5 protein-coding genes are annotated in these 5,185 nt (G+C 48.7%); 3 read left to right on the forward strand and 2 right to left on the reverse strand.

What is annotated here, in order from left to right; translation table 11 throughout:
- On the reverse strand, nucleotides 1-1,359 hold a 1,359-nt coding region (locus JF818_RS15520; RefSeq protein ID WP_233067984.1), incomplete at its 3' end, for an aspartate aminotransferase family protein.
- Nucleotides 1,334-2,689 (reverse strand): diaminobutyrate--2-oxoglutarate transaminase family protein, encoded by a 1,356-nt coding sequence (locus JF818_RS15525; RefSeq protein WP_198892953.1) that lies wholly within the window; start codon nucleotides 2,687-2,689, stop codon nucleotides 1,334-1,336. The genes JF818_RS15525 and JF818_RS15520, both read right to left, overlap by 26 nt.
- A 316-nt stretch (nucleotides 2,690-3,005) precedes the next feature.
- On the opposite strand from JF818_RS15525, the gene JF818_RS15530 reads away from it, so the two are divergent.
- The 3 genes from JF818_RS15530 to JF818_RS15540 are packed head-to-tail and all read left to right on the forward strand — an operon-like array spanning nucleotide 3,006 to nucleotide 5,057.
- The gene (locus JF818_RS15530; protein ID WP_233067985.1) at nucleotides 3,006-3,893 is read left to right on the forward strand and encodes an ATP-binding cassette domain-containing protein; all 888 of its coding nucleotides are present in this window, start codon (nucleotides 3,006-3,008) and stop codon (nucleotides 3,891-3,893) included.
- Complete coding sequence (locus JF818_RS15535; protein WP_198892954.1) at nucleotides 3,890-4,681, forward strand: hypothetical protein; 792 nt, start codon at nucleotides 3,890-3,892, stop codon at nucleotides 4,679-4,681. Before JF818_RS15530 ends, JF818_RS15535 begins: the two co-directional genes overlap by 4 nt.
- Nucleotides 4,671-5,057, forward strand: a complete 387-nt coding sequence (locus JF818_RS15540; RefSeq protein ID WP_198892955.1) for a GntR family transcriptional regulator — start codon at nucleotides 4,671-4,673, stop codon at nucleotides 5,055-5,057. Before JF818_RS15535 ends, JF818_RS15540 begins: the two co-directional genes overlap by 11 nt.
- Nucleotides 5,058-5,185 lie beyond the last annotated feature (128 nt).

A 5,185-nucleotide genomic window follows, 5' to 3' on the forward strand; every position in this document is an offset into this window, starting at 1 on the left:
CTTGTATACGGTCTGCCCGATCACCACTTGATGGTGGTGCAATAACTCTTTCCTGATACGCTTGTTCAGTTCACAACTTCCGTTGTGGCGGAATACGACACTGCTGAGTTCCGGTTCAATGGCAAGTGTGAATGAGTCATGGGCCAACAATTCCTTCGCCAGATATGCAGCATTCTCTGTGCAGGTGTCGATGATCTTGCCATAACCATCTTTACCCCTACACTGGAAGGCCATCCATACCTTCAAGGCATCCCCCCTGCGAGTGGTCTGCAAGCTCTTTCCCACCAGATTGGTGTATCCTTCCTCTTCATCTTCCTCCCTGTTCAGATAGTCTGCATGAAGGGTGAATACCGAGAAGTGCTCCTTGTTCTTTACGAGCAGGGCGCCACAACTGATAGGGAGCAGGAACATCTTATGGAAATCGACTGTGATGGAGTCACAGAGTGATAGATTTCCTAATCTTGAGCGATAGGTCGGGGAAAGTTGCAGTCCGCTTCCGTAGGCTGCATCAGCGTGGAGGAACATTCCCTCACGGTCACAGACTTCCCGTAATGCTCCAACAGGATCGATGGAACCGTAGTCTGTTGTCCCAATGGTTGCCACCACGCAGAAGGGCAGGAGGCCTGCTTGCTTGTCCGACTCGATCATAGCGTTGAGTTTTTCTACATCCATCCTGCATAGGTCATCAACGGGAACCTTGCGTACAGCATTGTAGCCAAGGCCGAGCAGATGGGCACTCTTTTCCATGGAGAAGTGTGAGACCTCACTTGTATAGAGCCTGAGCATGTGGTAGGAGGGAGGAAGCCCTTCCTTTTTCACATCATGGCCAAGCTTTGTACTGCAGTACCAGTCGCGGGCCATGGTAATGGCACTCAGGTTCGATTGGCTTCCCCCGGAGGTGAATACTCCGTCGCTACCTTCATGATAGCCATACAGTTCACACAACTGATTGACCACTGCTACCTCAACCTCGGTTGCAACTGGGCTCTGGTCCCAGCTGTCCATCGACTGGTTGAAGGTTGCGATGATCAACTCACTGGCAATGGACTCCAGGAGAGCCGGGCTATGCAGGTGAGCCATGTAGTTTGGTGACCAGGTCCTGAGAAAGTGCGGAAGAATGGTCTGTTTCACCTGTTCCAGGAGTGCTTCCCAACCAATACCTTGTTTGGGAAGCAGGGAAAACTGAGCCAGTGCTTGTTGCAGCGCTTCTACAGTAGCTCCCTGATAGGCACCCTGGTCATCCACAGAGTCAGTAATCGCCTCAATGGTATCGGTGAGTACTCTCTTATATTCGTCTTTCTTCTCCTTCTCTGGCCCGAGAAAGTAAGGAAGGTTAGTTGGCTTTTGTGACATCTGCATCTACCTTGCGTATTGCTTGCTCGGTAATTTTGAGCATGGTTTCAATCTCATCATGGGTGACATTCAGTGCACAGAGGCAACGCATGACTGATCCATGCCTGCCGCCTTTCTCCATGATAAGGCGATTCTTGAAACACTCCTGCTGTACACGGGTTGCGATATCCCCACTGCAGGGAAGGGAACCAAGTTGATCCTTCTCTCCTCTTGGGTCTACGAACTCGATACCAAGCATCAAGCCTTTTGCACGGATATCTCCAATGATGGAGACCTCCTGCTTGAGCTTCAGCAAGGCCTTCTCCAGATGTGCTCCTTTCTCCTGTACTTCAGTGAGGAAAGCAGGGTCACTGACTCTCTTCATGACTACCGTACCGGCTGCCATGGCGATCTGGTTTCCCCTGAAGGTGCCTGCATGGGCTCCTGGTTGCCAGGCATCGAGCTTCTCATGGTAGATTACCACTGCCATCGGCTGGCTCCCTCCAATTGCCTTTGAGGTAAGGATGACATCGGGTGTGATGCCGGCATACTCGAATGCAAAGAACTTGCCTGAACGACCGACTCCGCACTGGATCTCATCAACGATCATGGGGATTCCAAGTTCCTCGGTAACCCTCCTGACAGTCTGTAGGAATTTTACTGGGGCAGGAATGACTCCACCCTCACCCTGGATGGGTTCAAGGATAACCGCTGCCGGTCTGGTGATGCCGCTCTCTGGGTCCTTGAGCGTGCGCTCGAAGTAAGCACAAGCTGCATCTACTCCGGCCTCTCCACCAAGACCAAAGGGACAGCGGTAGGAGTAGGGGTAGGGAAAGAAATGTACGTCACTCATGAGCCCATTTACGTTGTTTTTTGCGTTTAGGTTTCCTGTCAGTGCAAGGGCACCGTGACCCATTCCGTGGTATCCACCTCCGAAGGCAATGACGGAGGAGCGACCGGTGGCAGTCTTGCAGAGCTTTATTGCTGCATCCACTGCATCAGTTCCGCTTGGGCTGCAAAACTGGAGTTTTCCATGTTGCCTGAGTTCTTCAGGGAGCAAGGAGAGAATGGTATGAACGAAGGTATCCTTGACTGGGGTGGTAAGATCGAGTGAGTGCAGTGGTGCTTCACTCTGGAGAAGGTCGATCATGGTCTGTGTGATTTCACTGTCGTTGTGACCGAGAGCAAGGGTGCCTGCGCCGCAGAGGAAATCAAGATAGGTGTTTCCTTCTACATCGGTTACTACAGAACCTTTTGCCTTTTTGATGGCAATGGGGAATTTTCTGGGATATGTACGAGCGTTTGATTCTGTTTGATTCTGTCGGTCAAGATAGAATTGGTTGGTATTTTCAGTCATTACCGGATTCCTTCTATTTCATGATGGGGTATGTACTAAATGTAGTATTTAGGGCCTTTCTATGAAGTGTGGTTCATCCCTTCTCAAGAAGGGGAAGCGTGAACATTGCACGTTCTCTATGCATAGAACGCGCAAGATTGGATACTATCAATTTCTGGTGTATTTTACTAGTAATAGTCGGACAATTGTACGGAATTTTGCTGGATATTCCTGCTGAAAAATGTACGAATGAAAAAAAATATTTGGTAAAAGGCTTTACATGACTAGAATATTGGTGTATTAGTTAGCTAGTACAGTAAACAACTAGGAGGCGTGCATGGAACAAGCAATGCAAGAGAACGCGCTTACCGTCCAGGACGGACAAGAGGTCGTGGTGCACATGCAGAATATTGGTTTCTCATATACCCAGAGTCGACTATTCAACCATCTTGATCTTGAGATCAAGAGAGGGAATATTTATGGGTTGCTGGGTAAGAATGGGGCAGGGAAGACTACATTGCTGAAGATTCTCAGCGGGCAGCTCTTCATCGAAGAAGGCGAGACGAAGGTATTGGGAGAGAATCCCCAGGAAAGGAAACCGTCACTGCTTAGTGAGATATTCTATCTCCCGGAAGAGTTTCCCCTTCCGAAGATGAAAGCAAGTGAATATCTTGCTATGCGATCTCCGTTTTATCCCAAGTTCGACCATGAGATGTTTAGTCAGTATTGCAGGGAGTTCGATATTGATCTGAATCAGCGTCTCGATCAGATGTCGTTGGGACAGAAAAAGAAGGTATTGCTCTCTTTTGGGCTTGCCACCAACACTGCTCTCCTGATTCTGGACGAGCCAACGAATGGACTCGATATTCCAAGCAAGCGGCAGTTCAGACAGACTGTAGCATCCGCCATGACAGAACAGAGAACGTTCATCATCTCGACTCACCAGGTACGTGATATGGAAAATCTGATCGACCCGATCATCATCCTGCATGATGGCAAGGTGATATTCAACGACACGGTCGAATCAGTGAATGAGAAGTATGTTCTCTCCCTAACCACGGAACAGCCTAAGGCTGGTGAAGGAATGTATACCGAGAAGGTGCTTGGAGGCTGGATGGTGCTGAGTGAACGTACTGATGACAGGGAAGGAAAGCCCTTGGACCTGGAGACCTTGTTCAATGTAATCATCGAGCAATCGAAGGGTAGTGCAGGAGGTGTGAGATGAATCGATTTTCTGCTTTGGTTAAGCGAGAGGTAAAGACCAGCCAGAAGGACCTGTTTACCTACGGACTGGTGATTGTTCTTGTGATGTTTGCATCGGAGACGTTGCAGAGTGTCTTTGCCCGGTATGCTGGGGTACCATTTCCAGCTGAATCTTACAACGAGATGTTTCCTTCTTTCCTCTTGCTTGGGGGATTGATCATCAGTAGCCTGATGTTCAGTGAAGATATGTTCGGCAAGGATACCCAGCACGATTGGTTGATGCTTCCTGCAACGAACCTCGAGAAGTTCCTTTCAAAGGCTCTGCTGATGATTGTGGCGTATCCGATAGCACTGCTTGTATTGTTCTTTCTTATTAGTGTGGTGACTGAGCCGATCCAGTTGATCATCTTCGGGAATCCGATGGCAATGTTCAATCCCTTCAGGGATGGGGATCTTGGGATTCTTCTTGCTCAATACTGGGTCTGGACCTCAGTGTTCCTCCTGGGTGGTACGTACTTCAGGAAGGCACATTTTATCAAGACCGTATTGGCAATAGGTGTGATCGCCCTGGTACTTGGGGCTCTTGGCCTGTTGTTCACCAGGATTGTGTTTGCAATTAAATTTGGTTCCTCATTGCAGGTATTCGATGCAATGTTCTATCTCAGTCCAGAAAATTTGAGCAGGGCGTTGAGTCCTTTGAAGGTCTTCAGCATCATCACCCAAGTATTCTACTATGCTGTGTTGCCGATCTTCTGTCTGGTAACCGCGTTCTTCAGGGTTGAGGAGGTCCAAGCCACCGATGCAGTTTAATACACATTCTCCAATCTATATGCAAATTGCCGAGTATATTCATGACTTGATCCTCAGCAATGTCTGGGAGGATGGTCAGAGAATACCTTCGGTACGCGATATGGCGATGGAACTGGAGGTGAATCCCAATACCGTTATCAGGACATACTCACTTCTGCAGGAAGAGGGTACGCTTGAGAACCAACGAGGGATTGGATATTTCACCGCAAAGGATGCAAGGACGCTGGTCCTGCAAAAACGACGTGAACATTTCCTCAAGCGGGAGCTACCCTCCCTGTTTGAAACCATGGAGCGTTTGGGTCTGACCATGAATGATTTACAACAATATGCTGACAATAAGGAGAAGGACGATGAAATCGAGCCACAAGAAGAGTAATAGGATGTTGGTAGGAGCAGGGATCTTTTTGGTTGTCTATCTCCTAGCCAGTGTGATTTTTGGATCATTTCTCATTAACCGGTTCTCAACCCAGGAATTGCCGAATAGAAATGTCACCCATGTGACTG

The sequence above is a fragment of the Sphaerochaeta sp. S2 genome, from assembly GCF_016406725.1.
In the GTDB taxonomy this organism is placed as follows: Bacteria; Spirochaetota; Spirochaetia; order Sphaerochaetales; family Sphaerochaetaceae; genus Sphaerochaeta.